Source organism: Streptomyces sp. NPDC002130, from assembly GCF_040296465.1.
GTDB lineage: Bacteria > Actinomycetota > Actinomycetes > Streptomycetales > Streptomycetaceae > Streptomyces.
This window is the reverse complement of the sequence record NZ_JBEOXI010001133.1, coordinates 1-1126: the sequence shown is the minus strand read 5'-3', so window position 1 is coordinate 1126 and position 1126 is coordinate 1. Positions and strand designations below refer to the sequence as shown.

Here is a 1126-nt window from a genome sequence, read left to right as displayed (position 1 = left end):
CGACTCTCGTTGCCGGGTCACCGAGCAGAACATGGAGGCTAGAGAAGTGATCCGCACTGAGGGGCATGTGGTGCTGTGCGAGGCGCGGGGTGAATCCGACGTCACCGGTCTAACCGCGAAACTCGCAACCAAGGCTGACCTCGATAGCAACGGGGTACTGGTTCAGTCGCAGATCCCGGCCGTCGCGATCCGGGACTTCCTCGGCGCTGTGGCATCACAAGCAGCGATGCTCGAGCTCGATGGTCAAAAGGGCGACTGGTGCACGCGCACGGACCGCGGTAGCGACTTCCAAATTATCGGCACGAACCCGACGCAGCTTGCGAGTTGGCGCGAGAACACCTACCCGGCGTCACCAGTTTCTTCGGTCAATGGTCGCCAGGGTGCGGTCACGACCCAGGCCGTGGACATCACCGACTCGACCGCCGTCGGACGCGCAGTGATGAAAGCAGCCGATGCCGGTGCCGGCCGACTTGCACTTGGCGTTGACGCGCCTTCCGACACGCGTAGCCCAACACCTGGATCGGTGACAATCGCGACGATGGCATCGGCTGCGAAGCAAGACACTCTCCGATACGGACTCTGGTCTGACACTCGAAAGGTCGGCATCGGCGATGGATTCGCACCCGACGGATGGGAGTTCACCTACCCGGTTGTGGTGACAGGCTGGAAAGTGCAACTCGGAACCGCTGACGCAGCGGGCGGTACTGCCACCGTCATTCAGATGCAGAAAAACGCGGTCGACGTCGCCGGCGCGAGCGTCAGTGTCGCGGCCGGAGCGCGCACTGGTTCGGTGACAGGAGCGTTCGCGTTCGCGGCGGGGGATGTCCTGACGTTCGGGCAGACCGCTGTCGGAACGACGCCCGGTAAGCGAGCGTCGATAATTCTGTCGATGACGAGGGCCTGATATGTCGATGTATTGGTTCAATGCCGATGCCGGCGGTTCTCGCTTGCAAGTGTCCACTTATGTCGACTCGTACCTTAACGGTGCCTCCGCGACAACGCTGGCAGTCACCGTGCCGGGCTCGTCACAGGCTGCCAATGGCGACCTCATGGTCATGGTCGTGGAGACGAACCTCTACTACTGGAGCGGCGTCCCGGCGGGTTGGGAACTGGTCGCAAGCAATTC

Annotated in this window: 2 protein-coding genes; both read left to right on the top strand. The window is 62.4% G+C overall.

Features of this window, described 5'->3' with window-relative positions:
- Nucleotides 1-904, top strand: a 904-nt coding sequence (locus tag ABT116_RS49035) for a hypothetical protein (protein ID WP_351648086.1), incomplete at its 5' end; no start/stop codon positions are given.
- 1 nt (nt 905) lies between these two features.
- Nucleotides 906-1126 (top strand): hypothetical protein (locus tag ABT116_RS49030; RefSeq protein WP_351648084.1); only part of this gene is annotated, 221 nt, incomplete at its 3' end.